General features: G+C 41.9%; 17 protein-coding genes. All 17 read right to left on the minus strand.

The annotated features are described in order from the left end of the window. Positions 1-43: 43 nt before the first annotated feature. The 17 genes from HCJ30_RS09730 to fakA all read right to left on the minus strand — a co-directional run bounded on the left by HCJ30_RS09730 (position 44) and on the right by fakA (position 22518). Complete coding sequence (locus HCJ30_RS09730) at positions 44-1702, minus strand: glycoside hydrolase family protein (protein ID WP_185391989.1); 1659 nt, start codon at positions 1700-1702, stop codon at positions 44-46. A 73-nt stretch (positions 1703-1775) separates the two neighbouring features. Next, on the minus strand, positions 1776-4490 hold the full coding sequence (locus HCJ30_RS09735) for an Lmo1799 family Asp-Ala repeat surface protein (RefSeq protein WP_185392244.1): 2715 nt from the start codon (positions 4488-4490) through the stop codon (positions 1776-1778). 479 nt (positions 4491-4969) lie between these two features. Then, the gene (lipA, locus tag HCJ30_RS09740; protein WP_185391990.1) at positions 4970-5869 is read right to left on the minus strand and encodes a tyrosine/lipid phosphatase LipA; all 900 of its coding nucleotides are present in this window, start codon (positions 5867-5869) and stop codon (positions 4970-4972) included. A gap of 142 nt (positions 5870-6011) precedes the next feature. Further along, a complete protein-coding gene (ffh, locus tag HCJ30_RS09745; protein WP_185391991.1) occupies positions 6012-7364 on the minus strand; it encodes a signal recognition particle protein in 1353 nt (450 codons plus the stop codon). 12 nt (positions 7365-7376) lie between these two features. Next, positions 7377-7709 carry a putative DNA-binding protein gene (locus HCJ30_RS09750; RefSeq protein WP_185391992.1) on the minus strand — a complete coding sequence of 111 codons (333 nt, stop codon included), beginning with the start codon at positions 7707-7709 and terminating at the stop codon, positions 7377-7379. A gap of 112 nt (positions 7710-7821) precedes the next feature. Beyond that, complete coding sequence (gene ftsY / locus HCJ30_RS09755) at positions 7822-8808, minus strand: signal recognition particle-docking protein FtsY (RefSeq protein ID WP_185391993.1); 987 nt, start codon at positions 8806-8808, stop codon at positions 7822-7824. A gap of 14 nt (positions 8809-8822) precedes the next feature. Continuing rightward, positions 8823-12383 (minus strand): chromosome segregation protein SMC, encoded by a 3561-nt coding sequence (gene smc / locus HCJ30_RS09760; RefSeq protein WP_185391994.1) that lies wholly within the window; start codon positions 12381-12383, stop codon positions 8823-8825. A gap of 22 nt (positions 12384-12405) precedes the next feature. Next, positions 12406-13095 (minus strand): ribonuclease III, encoded by a 690-nt coding sequence (rnc, locus tag HCJ30_RS09765; RefSeq protein ID WP_008948149.1) that lies wholly within the window; start codon positions 13093-13095, stop codon positions 12406-12408. Between the two features lie 195 nt (positions 13096-13290). Then, a complete protein-coding gene (locus tag HCJ30_RS09770; RefSeq protein WP_003723866.1) occupies positions 13291-13524 on the minus strand; it encodes an acyl carrier protein in 234 nt (77 codons plus the stop codon). A gap of 106 nt (positions 13525-13630) precedes the next feature. Further along, positions 13631-14374, minus strand: a complete 744-nt coding sequence (gene fabG, locus HCJ30_RS09775; protein WP_008948151.1) for a 3-oxoacyl-[acyl-carrier-protein] reductase — start codon at positions 14372-14374, stop codon at positions 13631-13633. A gap of 3 nt (positions 14375-14377) precedes the next feature. Continuing rightward, positions 14378-15319, minus strand: a complete 942-nt coding sequence (fabD, locus tag HCJ30_RS09780; RefSeq protein WP_185391995.1) for an ACP S-malonyltransferase — start codon at positions 15317-15319, stop codon at positions 14378-14380. Further along, positions 15312-16325, minus strand: coding sequence for a phosphate acyltransferase PlsX (plsX, locus tag HCJ30_RS09785; protein ID WP_008948153.1), 1014 nt, complete (start codon positions 16323-16325; stop codon positions 15312-15314). The genes fabD and plsX overlap by 8 nt, the downstream gene beginning before the upstream one ends. 20 nt (positions 16326-16345) lie before the next feature. Continuing rightward, positions 16346-16915 carry a transcription factor FapR gene (gene fapR, locus HCJ30_RS09790; RefSeq protein ID WP_003736917.1) on the minus strand — a complete coding sequence of 190 codons (570 nt, stop codon included), beginning with the start codon at positions 16913-16915 and terminating at the stop codon, positions 16346-16348. Between the two features lie 180 nt (positions 16916-17095). Then, positions 17096-19144 (minus strand): ATP-dependent DNA helicase RecG, encoded by a 2049-nt coding sequence (gene recG, locus HCJ30_RS09795; protein WP_185391996.1) that lies wholly within the window; start codon positions 19142-19144, stop codon positions 17096-17098. Then, complete coding sequence (sdaAA, locus tag HCJ30_RS09800) at positions 19137-20027, minus strand: L-serine ammonia-lyase, iron-sulfur-dependent, subunit alpha (protein WP_070759300.1); 891 nt, start codon at positions 20025-20027, stop codon at positions 19137-19139. Before sdaAA ends, recG begins: the two co-directional genes overlap by 8 nt. A gap of 131 nt (positions 20028-20158) precedes the next feature. Beyond that, positions 20159-20821, minus strand: coding sequence for an L-serine ammonia-lyase, iron-sulfur-dependent subunit beta (sdaAB, locus tag HCJ30_RS09805; protein ID WP_185391997.1), 663 nt, complete (start codon positions 20819-20821; stop codon positions 20159-20161). 38 nt (positions 20822-20859) lie between these two features. Next, the gene (fakA, locus tag HCJ30_RS09810) at positions 20860-22518 is read right to left on the minus strand and encodes a fatty acid kinase ATP-binding subunit FakA (RefSeq protein WP_185391998.1); all 1659 of its coding nucleotides are present in this window, start codon (positions 22516-22518) and stop codon (positions 20860-20862) included. Positions 22519-22521 lie beyond the last annotated feature (3 nt).

Raw genomic sequence — 22521 nt, forward strand, 5'->3', positions numbered from 1 at the left:
GTTTGTAAAGTGTTTTTTCTTTACAGAGGATATTTTTTTCTTTTTATTTTACGGTTTCGGCTTCATTGCTTAGTTTTCCTTGTTTTAGAAGGTGGTAATAGCGCACATATCCGGAAATATTATGCTCTACATCATCAATTCTGACGCGGAAAGACTGGTGGCGGATGAAGAAACTCCCCTCTATTCTGGCGGGATTTTTGTAGTACATCGCAAGCTCTGGATAAAAGTAGCCATTTAATTGGTAAAGCGCGCGTTTGGTAATAGTTTTTTCTAGTTCGTCTAGCGGATAATCGCGCAGTAATGTTTCTAGCCCTTCTGTTTCCATCCGCAGTGACATTTCTTTTGTAGCGACTGTAAGCTCTAAGAATGTTGGAAAAGTGGTTTCGCGTTCGTAAATAAACGGCAGGTTGTCAAACGCATTTTTGAGCCCGAATTCGTAGTATGCCTCATCTGGAATGTATTTCGTGATTTCATTGGCGCAGTAGCTCAACCAATGATCATGATTTTGCCAGTAGTTAGCTCGAATAAAATGGTCAAATGATTTTGTTGCGGCGTCTAACCATTTGGAATCGCGGTCAATTTCATATAAGCGAAGTAAACCAAATACCGCCTCCCCGTCGTAATAAATAATCCGGAAAACATCTTTTACTTCTAAGGAAGGATATTCCAAAACATGCGTAAACTTCCCGTCATCTGCTTGCAAGGAAAGAATCGCATTGGCTATTTTGCGACATAATGGTATATAAGTTTTCGTTCCAGTAATCTTCATATATTTCGTTAAAGCAAGCAATGTTGCCGCGGAACCGCCTAATTTCACTTCACGTAATTCTGGTTCAATCAGAAAAGCTACATCGTCTTTTTCATAAATGAAGTTTTGCTCCAAATAGGTTAAAGCGTTTGTTGCTGCTTCTAAAATAGCTTGGTCCCCTGTTAATTCGTAGGCTTCTAACATCGAATAAGTCGTACTTGCATGGCGCAAACTATTGTAGTGTTTAATTTTTTTATCAAAACAAGCAAACCAGCCATAGTTGAATTCGCCCGTTTGATTTACTTGGCTCGCTAAATATTTCCCAGCATTTCCTACTAATTCAGAAACAGCATCCGGGTTTAATTGTTCAATATTTCTGCGACCGTGTTCGAGCTCGCTCGTTTCTAACTCATGAATTTTCTTCCCGTCAAAAAACCATCCTACTGTATTGAAAGTGACAATGGTTGAATCCACGGTTAAGTTTAATTGTGCCTGATTTTTATTTGTTTGAATTAAATATCTATTCATATTTTCAACGTTGATAGCTAACCCTTCATCACCTGGTAAAAGGATAGCGTTCGCATTAATTTCCTGTTCCATTAAAGCCATTTTAAAATTTTCATTTAAGGCAATGCCTCGTCTGTAATAATTTTTCTTTGTTTTTAAAGCTTTTCTATTCCATTCGCCTAGATTTTCCAGTTGGTAATTGACTGCAACATCGATTTTAAAAGATATTGCTTCTTCACTTTGATTTTTTATTGCGCTTTTTTTCATTTCGTTGATTAAATTAGCAAGGCAAAGATAGCTAAAATTTATGACGGTAGCTCGTTTATTTTTGTAACCGATTGTTAAAAAACCATGCCATTTCCCGTTGTAAGTGGCGTGCTCTTCGGCTTCTGTTAATTGATCGATAATTTTATTTTCAAGTTCATCTAATACACCTCTCCAAGGCATATGTACCACTCCTTTTTATAATTTCCCTGCCGCTAAAATTTACTTAGCAGCAGGGAATCGATGTTTTGTGGCTCTATTTACGGAAAAGACGTAGTAAAAACGCACCGGCTAGTGAGAAGAGTCCAAGCCCAACCCAAGGAAGACTACTGTTTGTATCTCCAGTTGATGGGAGATCGCTTGCTGAAATGGAAGTTGTTCCGTCAGCACTATAGCCAGAGGAAAGCATTGTTCCCGAACCGTTCGAATTCATACTCGAAACAGTTATGCCACTACCTCCGTTAGAAGTTCCAGTAGTTCCTCCGCCATTGGTAGGAGGGGTTGTTCCTCCGTCAGCGTCGGCGTCGGCGTCGGCATCAGCGTCGGCATCGGCGTCAGCGTCAGCATCGGCATCCGCATCTGCATCGGCGTCAGCATCGGCATCAGCATCGGCGTCAGAGTCTACTAAAGGTAAAACGGTTACTGATACGTCATCACTTGTTTTTACTTCGTCGCCGTATTTAGCTGTTACTTGAAGATGAATAACATCTCCTGCTTTCAAATTATAATTAGGAATATTGATTGTATAGGTTCCATCTGCATGGATTAACACATTTCCAATGACAGTTCCATCTGGTAGAGTCAAATTAATATAGAAAACTGTTCCAGCTGGGGCATCAGATTGCAATGATTTGAGAAGGGCATTTATATTCATGTTTTTATAAATGGAAGAACCTGTGATGGTTTTAGTCCCCTCATATATTGGATTTACAGTTGGTTTTTCAACTAGGAAATCTCTCCAGTCAATGTCTACATCCGCATCTGCGTCCGCATCGGCGTCGGCGTCAGCATCGGCATCAGCGTCGGCATCGGCATCCGCATCGGCGTCAGCATCCGCATCGGCGTCGGCATCCGCATCGGCGTCGGCATCGGCGTCAGCGTCGGCATCCGCATCGGCGTCCGCATCCGCATCGGCGTCGGCATCCGCATCGGCGTCAGCATCAGCATCTGCGTCAGCATCCGCATCAGCATCAGCGTCGGCATCAGCATCGGCATCAGCATCGGCATCAGCGTCCGCATCAGCATCGGCGTCAGCATCGGCATCGGCATCAGCATCCGCATCAGCATCTGCGTCGGCATCAGCGTCAGCATCAGCATCCGCATCGGCGTCGGCATCCGCATCGGCGTCTGCATCGGCATCGGCATCAGCGTCAGCATCAGCGTCGGCGTCAGCATCGGCATCAGCATCCGCATCTGCGTCGGCATCAGCGTCAGCATCAGCATCCGCATCTGCGTCGGCATCCGCATCGGCGTCAGCATCCGCATCAGCATCGGCGTCAGCGTCAGCATCAGCATCAGCATCCGCATCTGCATCGGCATCCGCATCCGCATCAGCGTCGGCATCAGCGTCAGCATCAGCATCAGCATCCGCATCGGCATCCGCATCGGCGTCAGCATCGGCATCCGCATCGGCGTCAGCATCCGCATCAGCGTCGGCATCCGCATCCGCATCCGCGTCGGCATCGGCGTCAGCATCGGCGTCAGCATCAGCGTCGGCGTCAGCGTCAGCATCAGCGTCGGCATCCGCATCGGCGTCGGCATCCGCATCGGCATCGGCGTCGGCATCAGCGTCGGCATCAGCATCCGCATCAGCGTCCGCATCCGCATCCGCATCCGCATCGGCATCAGCGTCAGCGTCGGCATCCGCATCGGCATCAGCATCCGCATCGGCGTCCGCATCGGCATCCGCATCCGCATCAGCGTCCGCATCCGCATCCGCATCCGCATCCGCATCGGCGTCCGCATCCGCATCGGCGTCAGCATCCGCATCCGCATCGGCGTCCGCATCGGCATCAGCATCCGCATCAGCGTCAGCATCCGCATCCGCGTCGGCATCCGCGTCAGCATCCGCATCCGCATCGGCATCGGCATCAGCGTCGGCATCGGCGTCGGCATCCGCATCAGCATCCGCGTCCGCATCCGCATCGGCGTCAGCATCCGCGTCAGCGTCAGCATCCGCATCAGCGTCAGCATCCGCATCTGCATCTGCATCGGCGTCAGCATCAGCGTCAGCATCCGCATCAGCGTCAGCATCAGCGTCGGCATCAGCGTCGGCATCAGCATCAGCATCCCCAACATCCGTAGTAATAAACCCACGAGCCGCATTACTATTCAACAAATCAATATCCAAAAGTCCATCACCAGTTCTAGCAGCAAAATCCAATTTCCCGTCATTTGCACTAGGTAGTGCCGTAACGCCAAGAGCTAATAAATCAATCGTCAAAGTAAAAGTAGATACACTACTAACCCCAACACCAAGTAAATGATTTACTTTAGCGCCAATTGCATTTCTACTAGGATCAATAAAGAAATTAGTGGAATTACTACCATTAATAGTTCCTTGATTAAATAACCCAATGTTCCCAATTCCTAGATATGCAATTTTATAATCAATTTTTGTATTTGCTCTTATATTTGGGTTACTCAAAATAGAAGAAAGTTCGCTTGGTAATTCAAAATATGGATAGTACGTAGATACCGCACTAGCACTAACTAATTGATTCCCAGAAAGAGTAATCACTAATTTCCCATTCGAATACTGTGTATTCAAATTAGAGTTACCTAACAAATCAATTGTTGCTGCGTCTGCTTGAATACCACTCAGGGCAAATTTGTGATTAAAAGAATCATAATTAACAGTGACAGGCGCTACCATCATTGTCGTTGTCGTAATAAGAGCCGCAATTAATTTTGCTTTTTGCGCTCGCTTTTGGTCTAATCTCCGTCTGTAATCTACACGCTGTTTTTTCATCATTTTTCCCCCTTAAAAATCAATTGTTCTTGATTTTGAAAAATAACTGAAAACAGAATAAAGGTATTAAATTATGTTTTATTAATAAGCTAACTATTAAGTATCCCCTGGACCTTTATCCAATATCAGATTCAAATCATCTTCGCAATATGCCCTCCTTTCTTTTTCGAACCTACCACCAGTTGTTATAACCCGTTAGATAACTTTACTATATAGTATATTTTTAAAAATTAAAGTAAAAAGTACTAGAACCAAAAAATACTTCAATTCAATCCCATTAGTCTAAAAGTTATACAAATATGCGTATTTATAGCTTATTTTTAAACTTTAGCACTGTTCGTATAAGGGTATTAAGACCTACAATAGTTCACTTTACATGAATTGTCGTTCAATTGTATACAAATCTTTTCCGAATGGTTCTTCACTTCTATTCTTATTTGTACGCAAAAAAAATAGCCCTTTTTCAAGGGCTGACTTTTTTAATAAAGATATGCTTTTTTTAGTTGTTCTTTTTTCGCATCAGTTAGGCCGAGTTTTTCTTTTAAAAAGTTATCCATCGAACCATATTTAGCGTCAATTTCATCGAAGGCTGCGTTGATATAAGATTCACGTACTTCCATTACCGCGGTCATTCCAGCGATAACTTTTTTATTATCGGTTTTTGCTGCCACGGCTTCGATGGCTTTTTTATTTTCAGCGGCGCGGTATTTATTCGATAACATATAGTCATCTATTACGGTCTCTTTATCCACACCTAACGCGGAAAGAACTAAAGCCGTCCCGAACCCAGCTCGGTCTTTTCCAGCCGTACAGTGCCAAAGAACCGAACCGTCTTGGTTGGCAAGTAGTATATCAAAAAATTCTTTATAGGCTTGGATGGACGTTTCATCGGTAATAAAACTTTTATTCGCATTGATTAGAAATGTTTCCGGATTATCCATTTTGGCTAGGCTGGCAGTTAAATCTTGTGCGCTTGTGGATGCGCCGTTGTCTTTCATGACTGAATCATGGGTATAAGCAACATCTGTTAGTTTTGGATCTGGTTTGGCGGTTACTTCTGAATTCGTTCGAAAATCAACTATTTGAGCAAGATCGTATGTATTTACGAGTTTCTTCTTATCTGAATCAGTTAGATTAGCGAGTTCAGCACTTCGAATGAGTTTGTGTGGTTTAATGGTTTGGCCATCGGTTGTTTTGTAGCCACCTAAATCGCGGACGTTTACAGCGCCTTCTAATTTGATTTGGCTCCCTGGTTTTATGCTTAGTTGTTCCGTTTTCACATTTGCTTCTGCTTTTTCTTCTGACTGCGCTCCACATCCCCCTAGTAATAATGTTGCGCTTAGTACCCCTGCTCCTGTTACTTTTACCCAATTTTTCATTCTTTCTCCTCCTTTTGTAAGCTTAATTGTCATTATAGCAATCCAATTTATCGGTTGAATGAAGGGTTTGTAAAGAAATGATTTTCAGGGTGTTAAGGTATGAAAAAAAGCCAAAACCGGGAATTGGTTTTGGCTTTTTGAATTAAAATGGCATTTTGAAATTGCCGAATGGGTTTTTACCTTTTTTGCCTTTGCCGCCGCCAGTCATTTGCTTCATCATTTTTTTCATTTCAGCAAATTGTTTTAGAAGACGGTTAATTTCTTGTACTGGACGTCCGCTACCACGCGCAATCCGCTTTCTTCTGCTAGCATTGATGATATCGGGATTGTCTTTTTCGTTTTTAGTCATTGATTTGATAATCGCTTCAATATGACCTAGCTGTTTATCATCAACATTCATATTGTCGAGGCCTTTCATTTTGTTTGCCCCGGGCATCATTTTCAGTAGTTCGTCTAGTGGGCCCATTTGTTTTACTTGTTGTAATTGGTCCAAAAAGTCATCTAGCGTCATGCTATTGTCTTTCATTTTTTGTTCCATAGCTTTCATTTTTTCTGCGTCTACATCGGTTTGCGCTTTTTCAATTAGGGAAAGCACGTCGCCCATGCCGAGAATTCTGGAAGCCATGCGGTCTGGATGGAAGGTTTCGAGAGCTTCCATTTTTTCACCAGTGGCGATAAATTTAATTGGTTTTCCAGTAACAGAACGAATCGAAAGTGCGGCCCCACCACGTGTATCGCCATCTAGTTTTGTTAGTACGACACCGGTAATTTCTAATTGTTCGTTGAAACTTTGCGCCACATTGACGGCATCTTGCCCTGTCATCGAATCGACTACAAGCAAAATTTCGGTAGGTTTGGCAATTTCTTTGACTTGTTTTAGCTCGTCCATTAACGTTTCATCGATGTGCAAACGGCCGGCTGTATCGATAATCACATAGTCTAAATGTTCTTCTTTGGCTTTTTCGATTGCTTGTTTGGCAATTTCTACTGGGCTTACTTGATCGCCTAGTGAAAATACTGGCATATCTAATTGTTTGCCTAGTGTTTCTAATTGTTTAATTGCGGCAGGACGATAAATATCGGCTGCTACAAGTAATGGTTTACGGTTATATTTTTTGCGTAATAAATTAGCAAGTTTTCCGGAAGTGGTTGTTTTACCAGCCCCTTGTAAACCTACCATCATAATCACGGTTGGCGGACGGTCTGCTGTTCCGATTTTGCTTTCTTCGCCGCCCATTAAGCTTGTTAGTTCTTCTTGAACGATTTTGATAACTTGTTGACCGGGTGTTAAGCTTTTCATTACGTCCGCGCCGACAGCACGTTCGCTTACTGTTTTAATAAATTGTTTAACGACTTTAAAGTTAACATCGGCTTCTAGTAGGGCAAGGCGAACTTCACGCATCATTTCTTTTACGTCAGCTTCGTTTACTTTCCCTTTGCCGCGAATTTTGTTCATTGTTTCTTGGAGTCTTCCAGCTAGTCCTTCAAATGCCATGATTCTGGCCTCCTAATCGATATTTTTAAGCTGTTCGAGCGTCTCTTTCACTTGCTCGTCCAGAAAATTCTTCTTGGTTAATTGTGCTTCTAATTGACTAAAGAGTTTTTCTCGTTGTTGATATTTTCTTAACATCCCTAGTTTTTCTTCGTATTTTTCTAGGCTTTCTTCGGTCCTTTTAATATTATCATAAATGGCTTGTCTGCTCACTTCAAATTCTTCGGCAATTTCGCCTAGTGAGTAATCGTCCAGGTAATAAAAAGAAACATAGGCTTTTTGTTTGGTTGTTAATAATTCTTGGTAAAAATCAAATAATAAATTCATCCGGTTTGTCTTCTCAAACAAGGCGTTTCACCTCTCTCCTTTTAAAGGATACGGGGAAATCGCGGGAATGTCAAGGAAGGTTAAACAAAAGAGAAAAAAGCCGGAATGACAAGTATCATTCGGCTTTCTCTGATTATTTTTCGTTATCAACCATATCAGCAAATAAGCCATAAACATATTCATTTGCATCAAAGGCTTGCAGGTCGTCCATTTGTTCCCCAAGACCGACGAATTTCACCGGGATATCCAGCTCGTTGCGGATGGCGATGACGATACCACCTTTGGCAGTTCCGTCTAGTTTTGTAAGGATAATGCCTGTTACGTCCGTTGTTTCTTTAAATTGTTTTGCTTGAACGAAGGCATTTTGACCAGTTGTTGCATCTAGTACTAGTAAAACTTCGTGCGGCGCATTAGGAATTTCGCGCGTAATGACACGTTTTACTTTTTCTAATTCGTTCATTAGATTGACTTTGTTTTGTAAACGGCCGGCTGTATCGCAAAGTAAAATGTCTGCTTTGCGTGCTTTTGCGGCTTGAACGGCATCAAACATCACCGCTGCAGGGTCGCTTCCCTCGGCTTGTTTAATAACATCGACGCCGGTACGCTCGCCCCAGACTTCAAGTTGATCAATCGCGCCAGCTCGGAAAGTATCACCAGCAGCAAGCATGACTTTTTTGCCTTCTTGTTTAAAACGATGGGCCATTTTTCCGATGGAGGTTGTTTTACCAACACCGTTCACACCAACAAATAGGATGACTGTTAGGCCGTTTTCTTCGATATGAAGAGCCTCGTCTTCTTTTTCGTCGCCTTGATAAATCTCGACTAATTTTTCGACAATTACTTCTTGGACATCTTTTGGATCGCTGATATTTCTAAGCTGTACTTCACGGCGCAGCATATCGACTAGTTCCATGACTGTTTCAAAGCCAACGTCCGCTCCGATAAGAATTTCTTCAAGTTCTTCAAAGAAATCTTCATCTACTTTACGATAGCGAGCAACCATTTCGTTGATTTTCCCGGAAAAGTTGCCACGTGTTTTGGATAAGCCATCTTTAAATTTTCCAGAAACAGAATCGGTTTGCTGGGTAATTTTATCTTTTAATTTTTTAAAAAAGGTCATTTTGTTTACTCCTTTTATTTAATGAGTTCGGCTGTTTCTTCTAAGCGAACCGATACTAGTTTGGAGACGCCGGACTCTTGCATGGTGACACCGTATAAAACGTCGGCTTCTTCCATTGTTCCTTTACGGTGCGTGATAACGATAAACTGTGTGCCAGACTCGAATTGTTTCAAGTAACGGCTGAATCTCGTAACGTTTGCTTCATCTAACGCTGCTTCTACTTCATCCAAAATACAGAATGGAACAGGACGAACGCGAATGATAGCAAATAGTAAAGCAATCGCGGTTAATGCGCGCTCTCCGCCGGAACGAAGTGATAAGTTTTGCAGTTTTTTCCCTGGAGGTTGAACGACGATATCAATACCGGTTGTTAAAAGATTTTCCGGATCAAGGAGAACCAGTTCCGCACTTCCGCCACCAAATAGTTCTGGGAAAACAATCGCGAATTCGGTTTTAATCGCTTCAAAACTCTCACTAAAACGGATTTTCATTTCTTCGTCCATTTCGTCCATAACTTTAAAGAGGGTTTCTTTTGCGGCAAGTAAATCCGCTTGTTGCCCGTTTAGGAAGTCAAAACGTTCTTGGATTCGCTCAAATTCTTCGATGGCACCAATGTTGACAATACCGAGTTCGTCGATAGAACGTTTTAATAAGCGAACTTTCGAGCGAGCTTGTTCGGTATCTACTTCTGGCAAGATTTTTTCTTCGGCTTGCTCAGGTGTGAGTAAATAAGCTTCTTGCAGACGGTCGATTCGGTTCGTTATATCAACTTCTAAACGGCCGATGCTGATTTCTGCATTATTTTTTTGCTCCACGTAAAAACTGATTTGGTTATTTTTTTGTGTTAATTCAGCTTCTAAAAGTTCTAGTTTTTCTTGCAGTTCAGCGCGAGTTTGTCTAGTTTGCGTTAGTTTTTCGCTAGTTTCAGCCTTATCCTTGCGTAGTTCTTCAATGGATTTTCGAGCTGATTCTTCGCTTGTATGAACGCTTGTTAAATTTGTTTTTAAGGAAGCAAGTTTTTGTTCGGCTGCTTCTTTTTGTTCGTAGTTTTCATGCAGGGTTGTGGTTACACGTTCGACTGCTTCTGTAGCTGATTGCAGTTGCTCCCGTTTGGCGGCAATTTGTGCTTTCAGGGACGACAGGCTTTCTAAATCAGCTGCGCGTTTACTTTCTAATGCTTTACTTGAACTTGTCATCGCTTTGATTTCTTCGTCGGTTGATTCGATTTGTTTCGCGATTTCAACTTGTTCTTTCAGTAAAGTTTCTTTTCGCTCCAGTAGTTTATTTAATTCTTCGCTACCATCTGCTTTTTCAATATCATACAGTTGTAATTGTTTATTAAAACGCTCTAAATTCTCGGTTTCGCGGTCTAGTTTTCCAAGTAATTCTTTTTCTTGTAAACGTAAATTTTCACCGATGCCGCGGGTTTCTTCGAGTTCTTCACGTTTTTTCGCCATGCTGTCTTTCGCAAGTTGCACCGCGGACTCCATTTCACGCGTGGATTCATTTAGTTCAGCGATTTTCTCCGCTAATTGACCTAATTCGTGTTTTCTTGTTAAGATAGACGATTTTCCGCCTTTGGTTGCTCCACCGGTCATGGAACCGCCGGCATTGACCACGTCGCCTTCCAGTGTCACAATGCGATACCTGAAATTAACTAACCGAGCAAGTGTATTTGCCCCTTTTAAATCTTTTGCTAAAATCGTCGTACCTAACGCATTTAGAATAACTGGCGAAACTTTTGGATCAAAGGAAATAACTTCGCTAGCAAGCGCGATAAACGCTGGTTGATTGCTTAAAGCGTTTTTCGTTGCTGCTGGTAGTTCGCGCGGTTGAATCGTCGAAAGTGGTAAGAAGGTAGCCCGACCGCTTTTCGTTTTCTTCAAGAAACTGATGGCTTCACGAGCAACGCGGTCATCTTCTACAACCACGTTCTGCGCACTGGCTCCAAGCGCTGTTTCCATTGCTTGTTGATATTTTGCCGGAATTTCAACAAGTTCAACTAATGCCCCGAGAATGCCTGGAATTTCTTTTTTCGCTTTTAACACTTCACGAACACCTTGGAAAAAGCCAGCGTAATCATCCGCTAATTCTTCTAGTGTTTCTTTTCGCGATTTCATTTGTTGCACTGTTTCATAATGTTTATATAGTGCGCGTTCTTGCGTTCCGAAAATGCCTTCTTGTTTAGCCAATGTTTGCTGCACTTCGCGGTAAATTTCCATTTGTTCCGTGAGCTCGCTTTGGATTTTCGTTAAATGTGTTTTCGTTGTTTCAATTTGCGATAGCATATCTTTTCTATCATCGACATGGTGACTATTTTCTAAATCCAATTTATCGATGCGGCTAGTGATTTGACCAATTTGACGCTCGATATAACCTAAATCATTATTGATTGTTGTTTGTGTATGGCGCAAATCAATATAGTCACTTTTACGGTTTTCGATTGCTTCTTCGGATAAATCGTCATATTTGGCAAGTGTAGATTCTAGTTCTTTTTTCGCTTTGACAGCCATTTCTAACGCTGTTTCTTTTTCGAGCTTTGAGCTACTTAAAACTTCTTTTTGCTCTTCCAAAGCAGTAATTTTTTCAGTGATTGCTGCTAAAGTTTCCGCGTACACTTGTTCATTTTCGCTACTATGTTTTTTACGTTCTAATTGAAGATTGCGTTCCCCTTCTAGTTGTTCCAGTTTTTCTGTTTCCACTAAAAGGCGTTCTTGTAAATTATCAAGCGCGATATCAGTTTCATTCAGCGCTTGTTTTTCTCGGGAAATAACTGCTTCTTCGGCATGTAATTCTTCGCGCAACTTGATTAAAACAGTTTGATTTTCGCCAAATTCTTTTCGAACTTCGGCTAGTTTGGCTGTGAGGGAGCTAATTTCACTCGCGAGCAACGTCACTTCGTATTTTTCCAGTTCTTCTTGTTGGAATAAGTAATCTTTGGCAATAGAAGCTTGCATTTCCAGTGGCTCTAGTTGCCCTTCTAATTCATACAAAATATCCTGTACGCGGTTTAAATTTTCTTCCGTTTCAAATAATTTATTTTCAGCTTGTTTTTTACGGTGTTTATATTTTAATACGCCAGCTGCTTCTTCAAAAATCGAGCGGCGTTCTTCTGGTTTACTGTTCAAAATTTCATCAATTTTCCCTTGCGAAATAATCGAAAAAGATTCCCGTCCAAGTCCAGAATCCATAAATAAATCGACAATATCTTTCAGTCGACAATTCTCTTTATTAATTAAAAATTCACTATCACCATTACGGTAAATCCGTCTAGTAACAGCTACTTCGCTATAATCAAGTGGTAAAAAATGGTCTTCATTTTCGAGAATAAGTGATACTTCCGCAAAATTAATTGGTTTACGCGTATCACTTCCAGCAAAAATAACGTCGCCCATTCGGCCACCACGGAGCGATTTAGCGGACTGCTCCCCAAGTACCCAGCGGATTGCTTCTGTAATATTACTTTTCCCGCTGCCATTTGGTCCTACAACTGCAGTCATGCCGGGCACGAAATCTATCGCAACTTTGTCAGCAAAGGATTTAAAGCCATTCATTTCTAATCGTTTTAATAACATGTCCGGACACCTCCATTTTTGTTTATCTGTGTGTTAGTTGGTTAATAGCAAATTGTGCCGCACTTTGTTCCGCTTGTTTTTTTGTTCTACCGCTGCCTTTTCCAAGTACTTGTCCGTTAACAATTACTTGCGCATCGAATGCTTTATTGTGCGCTGGCCCTGTTTCGCCAAGGATGTCATATTCGATCAAAACATCGCGGTCCCGTTGAACAATTTCTTGCAGTTGCGTTTTATAATCAACGGTTTGTAGATAAGCTCCTGCATCAATCTTCGGAAAAATAACGCGTTCTAAAAATGTCACGACCTTATCGATACCATTATCTAAATAAAGCGCGCCGATAAATGATTCAAATACATCCGCCAGAAGCGCTGGACGAGTTCTCCCGCCTGCTTTTTCTTCCCCTTTACCAAGTCGAACGTATTTGGAAAAGTGGACTGCTTCTGCAAACTCAACTAAAGAAGGCTCACAAACAATTGCTGCGCGCATTTTTGTCATGTGTCCTTCTGCCATTTCTGGATATTTATTAAAAAGATAATCCGATACAGTTAGTTCTAGCACGGCATCACCCAAAAATTCGAGGCGTTCATTATCTTTCACATTTTCCCGGCGGTGTTCGTTGACGTACGAGGAATGTGTAAATGCTTGTTTTAATAATTCTACATCTTTAAAATCGAATCCAACGCTTTCTTGTAACTCTTCCCATTGATTCATTTCACTTGCTCCTCTCTTTAATAAGCAAGTTCATTTTCTAAACAGCCACGAGCAAAAAGCTGCTTAGAAAATGAACCAACAAATCTTCCACGACCTTGAAAAAGAGGCTACCTGTACTACTTATCTCGCGTGCGGAAGTTACCACAGCAAAGATAAGTAACACGGGCACCCTCATTTATCCGGTCACATAAAGTTTTATGCGTTTGCCTCTATGTACTTCACTGCATCACCAACTGTGTTAATGTTTTCAGCGTCGCCATCAGAGATTTCAACTCCGAACTCGTCTTCAAGTTCCATTACTAATTCAACAACATCTAGGGAATCAGCACCTAGATCTTCTTTGAAGGAAGCTTCTAAAGTTACTTTGGATTCCTCGACACCTAAACGGTCTACGATGATTTTTGTAACTTTTTCTAATACTTCTGCCATTTTTCACTTCACCTCCCTCCAAGTATTATATAGGATTATTTCTCCTACGTAAACAAAAATATTTAAAGTAATGCGAGCTAAGTTAATTCGCATTCATTAACCCATTTTACATCACCATTCCGCCATCAACGGATAGTGTTTGACCAGTAATATACTTCGAAGCATCACTTGCTAAGAAAAGAACTGCATTTGCAATATCTTCTGTCGTTCCATAAGCACCTAGCGGGATTTGCGCTAACATTGCTTCTTTTGTCTTCTCGTCTAATTTGTCGGTCATTTCAGTGGTAATGAAACCTGGAGCGACAGCATTCACGTTAATTCCACGTGGCGCAAGTTCACGAGCCGTTGTTTTTGTAAGGCCGATAACACCAGCTTTACTTGCTACATAGTTCGCTTGACCAGCGTTACCAATTAAGCCAACCACAGAGGCCATATTAATAATTTTACCAGCGCGTTGTTTCATCATCGTACGCGTCACTGCTTTAGTGCAAAGGAAAGTTCCTTTTAGGTTGATATTAATCACATCGTCCCATTCTTCTTCTTTCATACGCATTAACAGATTATCGCGCGTAACTCCCGCATTATTCACTAAAATATCCACACGGCCAAAACGTTCTATTGCTTGTTTGAAAAACGCATCCACGTCTTCCGCAATGGCTACGTTGGCTTTCATTGCTTCTACTTCCACGCCATGTTCGGCAACCAGTTTCGCTGTTTCTTCTGCTGCTTCTGGGCTACCATTGTAATTGAAGAAAATATTCGCGCCTTCTTTGGCTAAATGAATGGCAATGTCACGACCAATTCCGCGTGAGCCACCTGTTACTACTGCTACTTTGCCTTGTAAAGTCATTAATTATTCTCCTTTCAAAGTCGCCGCAACGCTTTTCACTGATTCCACATCACCAGCGGACAGTACCGTTACATCACGATTGATTTTTTTAATTAAACCAGCTAACACTTTTCCAGAACCAATTTCTACAAATGTGTCTACGCCATTTTTAATAAGTTCTTCGACGATATCTTCCCATAATACTGGGGAGTAAATTTGTTTGATTAGTTTATCGCTAATCTCGGTTTTATCTGTTGTTTGTTTCGCATCGACATTGTTAACAACTGGAATGTTACCATCAGAAATGGTTACTTCTGCTAAAATATCACGGAAAGCAAGTGCGGCTGGTTCCATTAAGCTAGAGTGGAAAGGCCCGCTAACCGCAAGTGGTAATACACGTTTTGCGCCGCTTGCTTTGGCTTTTTCACCTGCTTTTTCAACGCCCGTAGTTGTACCGGAAATAACGATTTGTCCGGGGCAGTTAAGGTTCGCAAGTTGTACTGCGTCGCCTTCGCTAGTTACTTCTTCAGTGATTGTTTTTAATGTCGCACGATCTACGCCAAGAACGGCAGCCATTGCGCCGGCACCATTTGGAACAGCTGCTTCCATTAATTCGCCGCGTTTACGCACAAGGTAAATCGCATCACTTGCTTCTAAAAAGCCACCTGCAACAAGCGCGCTATATTCACCAAGACTGTGTCCTGCTACGTAATCAGCTTTGACGCCGAATGTTTCTAATGCACGTAAAATCGCTACACTTGTGGAAACAAGCGCTGGTTGTGCGTTTTCAGATTTTGTTAATAGTTCGATTGGTCCTTCTGTAATAACGTCTGTGATTGAGAAACCTAATCTTTCGTCAGCATCATCATAGATTTTTTTTGCTTCGGGATATTCTGCTGCTACATCTTGCCCCATGCCAATTTTTTGTGCTCCTTGACCGGGAAATACGAATGCGATTTTAGTCATTTGCTTCTGTTCCTCCTACTTTTACTTTATCTACTTCTGCGATAATTGTTTCTACTACTTGTTTTTCAACCATTTCACGTACTTGACGGATGGTGGTGAAAATACCATTGGCATTGGATGAACCGTGCGCTTTTACGACAGGAGCTTGAACGCCGAACAAACAAGCGCCACCGTATTCGCTGTAATCCATTTTTGCTTTTAATGCCATTAAATCTTTTTTCAGGAAGCTTGCTGCAACTTTATTTTTAAAGCCGTTTAGTAAACTCATTTTGAGCATACTTAGGAAAGCAGCGCCAGTTCCTTCGATGGATTTCAGCACCATATTACCAGTAAAGCCGTCTGTAACAACGACATCTGCTACGTCCATTAATAAGTCACGCGCTTCAATATTACCGATAAATTCATAAGCATCTTGATTTTTCATCAGCTCAAATGCTTTTTTCGTTAAGTCATTACCTTTTGTTTCTTCTGTTCCGATATTTAAAAGGGCTACGCGTGGACGATCGATTTTACGTACTTTTTCTGCGTAAACCGAGCCCATTAAACCAAATTGAAGTAAATGTTCTGGTTTTGCTTCGGCATTTGCTCCTAAATCAAGCATTACGAAGCCTTTTCCAGTAACAGTTGGCAGCGTTGGAGCAAGTGCTGGACGGTCGATACCTTTAATACGGCCAATAACGAAAAGTCCAGTCGACATTAATGCGCCTGTGTTCCCAGCGGAGATACACGCGTCAGCTTCTCCGTCTTTAACTGCTTGGGCAGCAAGAACCATAGAAGCTTTTTTCTTCCGTTTTACAGCGCGAACTGGTTCATCATCACTTTCAATTTTTTCGTCAGTATGTATGATTTTTACACGCGTTTTATCTGTTAAATATTCATTGATTTTTGTTTCGTCTCCAAAAAGAAGAATTTCGATATCTTTATATTGGGCAACAGCTTGCATCACACCTAAAACAATTTCTTTTGGTGCGTGATCTCCACCCATCGCATCTACAGCAATTTTCATTATACGTCAGTCCTTTATTTTCATTTTTGCGTTGCGTGATACATTTCAAACTTACCTTTAAGTACTATTTCATCTCCAACATAGCTTTTGACATCTACTATAGTAATGGCTCTGTTGTCTGTTGCCGGACGTACTTTTGCTTTTGCGATGATGCGTTCTCCTTCGTTTACAGAACGAACAAAGCGAACGGTTGCTTGTGTAGTTAAAGCTAGTTCATTTGGGATGACTGCGGTTGCTAAGGAATTAGCTTGGGCAAATAAATGATGCCCGCGAGCGATTTTATTTCGTTTAAACACATGCTCACTTCGCACATCAAAAATCGAAATGGCGCTCTTGCTAAGTTGAATATCAATAATTTCACCAATCACTTCATCGATGGGAAGGCTTTTTACTGCATCGGCATAATTGACACTCGCAACATGTTTGATTCGCTCTCTGAGTTCGGGGATAGAAAGTGCTACTCTATCTAAACGGATAGTTTGCACACTGACCCCAAATTTTTCTGCAAGCTGCTCATCTGTTATGAAAGGATTTTCTTCAATGGCTACTTGAAGCTTCATTTGACGATCCTTTTTAGAATATTTTTTCATGCACGTATCCTCATCTCTTTTTTGTGAAAGGTATTAATACCAGCTACTAAACACTAGGTAAAAAAAGGAAGTTACCTCTGTAGGATAACATTCAGAACTTCCTTGTATTTTGTCGGTACTTTAATATGTTATTAAAAATCAAGCAAAGTTGCAAGTTTTTTTAAAGATTGTTACATAGGTTTAATCTAGTTTTTGTTCGGTAAAGACCCCTTCTTCTTCAAGAAGTGCTACTAATTTTTCGTAGGTTTGGTTCTCTAGCATGTTTTCTTCAAAGATCATATGAACGGCATCTTGGCGCGCTATTTCGAGTACGCGGTAATCATGAACCATATCCGCAACTTTGAATTCTGGAACACCACTTTGTTTTCGACCGAAGAAATCTCCCGGCCCACGAAGTTCCAAGTCACGCTCGCTGACAACGAAGCCGTCATTGGTTTCCGACATAATCATCATACGTTCTTTACCAACCTCGGTTTTTGGATCCGCGATTAAAATACAATATGATTGATCGGCTCCACGTCCAACCCGGCCTCTTAGTTGGTGCAACTGCGCTAAACCAAAACGGTCGGCATCGTAAATGACCATCATCGTAGCATTAGGCACGTTTACGCCTACTTCAACTACGGTGGTTGAAACAAGGCAATCAATTTTTTTGTCGTTAAAGTCGCGCATGATTTGCTCTTTGTCTGCTGGTAATAGTTTGCCGTGCATCAGACCCGGGATATATTTGGTACCCCATTTATTTTGTAAAATGTTAAAAACGTCTATCGCATTTTGCACATCGAGTTTTTCGGATTCTTCAATCAACGGGCAAATGATGTAAACTTGGTGCCCTTTCTCGATTTCCTTTTCCATAAAGCCGATGACGCGATCAAGCATTTGATGTTTGACCCAGTAAGTTTCAATTTCTTTTCGACCGGCTGGAAGTTCATCGATAATCGACACATCCATTTCGCCAAATGCTGTAATCGCAAGCGTTCTAGGAATTGGAGTAGCTGTCATGAATAAGACATCCGGATATTCGCCTTTTTCGCGAAGGACCCGGCGCTGCGCTACGCCAAATCGGTGCTGCTCATCGGTAATAACTAAACCAAGGCGATGATAAATTACTTCGTCTTGAATTAAGGCATGCGTCCCGATTAGAACATCGATTGAGCCATTTTCAAGCATGGCGAGTAGCTCTCTGCGCTGCTTTCCTTTTACACTACTAGTAAGCAAGCCCACCGTGATGTCAAATGGTTGTAATAACTCTACTAGTGAATTAGCATGTTGCTCGGCCAAAATTTCGGTTGGAACCATCAAGGCGCTTTGAAAGCCACTTTTGGCAGCCGCATACATCGCGATTGAGGCAACGACTGTTTTCCCCGAGCCAACATCCCCTTGCAGCAAACGATTCATATGGAAATGCGATAACATATCACCGCAGATTTCATTCACCACACGCTTTTGTGCTTTCGTTAGCGGGAATGACAACGACTCGATATAATGACGCAAATCTTCTACATCATAGTTAATCGAAATCCCGCCCGATTTTTCGCGTTCAATTTTACGGAAAAACTGCATTTTCAATTGGAATAACAGAAATTCTTCGTAAACCATGCGGCGCCTAGCCTGTTTTAATTCCTCGTTATTTTTAGGAAAATGAAGGATGCGCACTGCTTCCAAGCGGTCCATTAATTGATATTTCTCCAGCAAATTGACTGGAATAACTTCTTCGATATCGCCACTGTACGCATCAAAAGCGAGCCGAGTGTATTTTTGCATTGTTTTATTGCGTAGCGTTCCTTTTAGACGGTAAACGCCTTCTAGTTCTTCTTCACTTTCGACAGCGCCGATTTTAATTTTGCTGGCTGTAACTTGGGCGCGGCTCTTGTCCCATTTGCCCGAAATCGTTACTGTTTCGCCAACACTAATTTTACTTTTTAGGTAGGGTTGGTTGAAAAAATCGATTTTGATGACTTGGCCTTCTGTCGACACACGGAAAGAGAGCTTGGATTTTTTGCGACCGTAAAAGGCAACCGTTGCTTCGGTGAGCACTTCGCCTTGAATCGTAATCCGTTCTTCATGCGCCACTTCGGATAAATCCCGCAACCGATAATCTTCGTAGCGATACGGGAAGTTCCAAAGCAAATCATGCACGGTCGATAAACCTAGCTCTTTTAACGTTTTAGCTGTTTCTTCACCAATTCCTTTGATTTCAGTTGTCGGGATTCGTTTAAGTTCACTCACGCTTGTCTTCTGGCGACAGCCCAAAAATCTTCCGCTGAATTGCACGTCCAGTCGGTGTAGCCGCCAATCCTCCTTCTGCCGTTTCTCGTAATGAGCTTGGCATTTGTAAACCTACGCGGTGCATTGCTTCAATGACTTCATCACATGGGATGCGGCTCTTAATACCCGCTAGCGCCATATCAGCTGAAATAATTGCTTGCGAAGAACCAAGTGCATTACGTTTGACGCATGGTACTTCTACAAGTCCCGCCACAGGATCACACACAAGTCCAAGCATATTTTTCATCGTCATTGCCATCGCGTGCGCGGATTGTTCGGGGGTTCCACCGGCTGCTGCTACAATTGCTGCTGACGCCATCGCACTTGCTGAGCCAATTTCCGCCTGACAACCACCTGCTGCCCCGCTTATAAAAGCATTATTCGCAACAACATACCCAAAGGCACCTGCTGTGAATAAAAAGTTCACCATATCCTCTCGTGTCATTTCCAAACGATCTTTCAAGGAAAAAAGTACGCCTGGTACAACCCCCGCGCTTCCCGCAGTTGGTGTTGCGCAAATGACACCCATCGAAGCATTGACTTCATTGGTTGCGATTGCTTTTGCGACAGAATCAAGTAAAACTTCACCGGATAGGAAGTTTCCTTTTTTGATATAGTCTTGCATTAGGACGGCATCTCCGCCTGTTAAACCAGTTGTAGAAGTAACACCAGCCTCGCCTTCGCGAATGGCTTCTTCCATAATATCTAAATTCCGTTCCATCGCAGCCGTTATTTCTTCCCGCGGTAAACCAGAAATATTCATTTCACGCTTAATCATAATTTCAGCAATAGTTAGGTTGTCGCGTTCAGCGATATCTACTAATTCTGCTACAGTTCTAAACATTATCCACACTCACTTTCTTTACTCTTTACCAACATACCTGATTTACAACTCAAAATAAAGCCAAATGCACGTTTTATTTACGCACATTTGGCTTTACACAAATCGAGCGAAAGCCACCGATTTACTAGCGATTAAATCATGACACTTGCTACTTGATATATCCCTGGTAATTCAGCAATTTTGCTAATTAAAGCTTGTTCGACTTGTTGGTCTACTTCAATGACCATTAACGCTTCGTCGCCTTTTACTTTACGGGATACTTTCATTTGACCGATATTAATTTTATGGTCGGCAATCACGGAAGATACTGCAGCAATCGCGCCAAATTTGTCTTGATGTAAAATAAGGATAGCTGGAGCAGTTCCAGTGAATTCTAGTTCGAATTCGTTCAAGCGAATAATTTCTACTTTTCCGCCACCAATCGATGCGCCAATTAAAGTCATTTGTTGCATACCATGTTTGAGCACTAATTTTACTGTGTTCGGATGAGGCGGCTCTTCCACTTCTTCAATAAACTGGATGCGCATGCCCCAATCTTCGGCCAGTTGCGGCGATTCTTTCATGCGTGGATCATCTGGCTCAAAACCGAGCAATCCACCAATCAGCGCCACATCTGTCCCGTGACCTTTATACGTTTTAGCAAAAGAACCATATAAATGAATATCTACTTGGGATGGTTGTTCATTAAAAACAGCTCGCGCAATGGCACCAATCCGACTAGCACCGGCAGTATGAGAACTTGATGGACCAATCATCACTGGGCCAATAATATCAAACACGCTATTAAATTTCACTAAAATCATCCTTTCTTCTATTCATTTACAACGAGTCTTTACTCTACTGCAAAAATATACGGATAAACGGGCTGGTCACCTTCGTGAATTTCTACTTCGACATCTGGGAATGCTTCGGTTACTTTATCGGCAAGTTCTTCTGCTTTGGCAACATCTGAATCTTCACCGACAATAATTGTAGCGATTTCGCTATCGTCGTCTAGTAGTTTTTCTAATGTTTCGTAAGCCGCTTCTTCTAATGTTGCACAGCTAACTTTGATTTTACCTTCGACCATACCGATGAAGCTGTCTTTTTTAATTTCGACACCTTCCACTGTTGTATCACGCACGGCTGTTGTTACTTGTCCGCTTGCTACGTCTTCAATCGCCGCTCTCATTGCTTCTGCATTAGCTAAGAAATCTTGATCTGCTTGGAATGAAAGAACTGCAGTAAGTCCTTGTGGAATCGTTTTTGTAGGAATGATTTGTACTTTATCATCACCTAAAAGTTGCGCCGCTTGTTCCGCAGCCATTTGGATATTTTTATTATTTGGAAGAACAAAAACTTGTTCTGCGTTTGCTGATTCAATCGCTTTTACGATATCTTCTGTACTTGGATTCATTGTTTGACCACCAGAAAGAACTACGGATACGCCCATGCTTTCAAATAGTTTCTTCAATCCTTCTCCAGCTGAAACAGTCACGATACCATAAGGCGCTTTTTCTTTCGTCGGCGCTTTATCATCACCAACAATTTCATTATGCTGTTCACGCATATTTTCTACTTTCATTTTAAGGAGGCTACCATATTGTTGACCGTAATTCAGTACTTCACCCGGATGTTCAACGTGGACGTGTACTTTAACTACTTCATCATCAGCCGCTACAAGTAAAGAATCACCAAGTTTGCTTAAATCTTGACGGAATTGTTCTTCGTCAAAAGGTTTTAGACCTGGCTTGTTTTCGTTTATTTTTACGATAATTTCGGTACAGTAACCAAAATGAATATCCTCTGTCGACATAAAGTCTTGCACATGGCGATGGTGTTCCGCATTGATTAATTCACCCATAGAGGCCATATAATCAGGTGCTTCTGCCATTTTGCCAGTGAGGACGCCATAAAATCCTTCGTAAATAATGATAAGGCCTTGACCACCACTATCCACTACGCCAACTTCTTTTAACACTGGAAGTAAATCAGGTGTTTTTTCTAATGCTACTTTCCCTTGTTTCAAAATGGCTTCCATGACTAATTCGATTTCTTTGTGTTCGTTTGCTGCTGCTACACCGGCTTTTGCTGCTTCACGAGCTACAGTAAGGATAGTTCCTTCAACTGGTTTCATAACTGCTTTATAAGCTGTTTCAACGCCTTTTACAAAAGCTGCGGCAAATTCCTCGGCATTTAAGGTTTCTTTGTTTTCAATTGATTTCGAAAATCCGCGGAAAAGTTGGGATAAAATAACGCCAGAGTTCCCACGGGCACCCATTAGCAAGCCTTTCGCTAAGTTTGCTCCAACGGCACTAATTGTTTCTTTGTCATTTTTCGCAACTTCTTCTGCGCCACTTGTCATCGATAGGTTCATATTCGTTCCCGTGTCACCATCTGGAACCGGGAAGACATTTAATGAATCTACAAAATCAGCATTTTTTGCTAAATTTTCTGCTCCAAGTGCTATCATTGCTGCAAATTTCTCTGAGTCTAACTGATATATACTCACTTA

The organism is Listeria cossartiae subsp. cossartiae, assembly GCF_014224155.1.
GTDB lineage: Bacteria > Bacillota > Bacilli > Lactobacillales > Listeriaceae > Listeria > Listeria cossartiae.